Origin of the sequence: Acinetobacter sp. 1294596, assembly GCF_000582925.1 — a bacterium.
Classification (GTDB): Bacteria; Pseudomonadota; Gammaproteobacteria; order Pseudomonadales; family Moraxellaceae; genus Acinetobacter; species Acinetobacter radioresistens.
In genome coordinates this window covers 1-300 of record NZ_JFCC01000154.1, presented here as the reverse complement: position 1 = coordinate 300, position 300 = coordinate 1, and the positions used below count along the sequence as shown (strand labels likewise).

General features: G+C 35.0%; 1 pseudogene. It reads right to left on the bottom strand.

The features are described from left to right. A pseudogene (locus J502_RS16340) lies at window positions 1–247 on the bottom strand (protein rep); the annotation flags it as partial. Window positions 248–300 lie beyond the last annotated feature (53 nt).

Sequence of the window (300 nt, the reverse complement as noted above, 5' to 3'; positions counted from 1 at the left end):
CATTCAATTTCTGAGCAGATTTTAGAGCTTTGATAGATTCTTCGTTTTTAACGTCTTTTTCATAGTTCTCTTTAAACTTAGCCAGGGTAAATAAATAATTTTCCTGATTCTTAGCCCTATGTTTCAAAGTCGCAAAACGTGTTATTCTATCCCTGTGTTGATCTGCGTTTGCAGATTGCAAAGCCTGTATTTCCCCGCCCGCCAAAGCTTCTGAAATATGGGCTTTTTTATTGTCTTTTTTAAGCAATTTTTGTCCCCACTTTAATCAATAGTATCAAGTAAAAGAAAAAACAGCGAGTT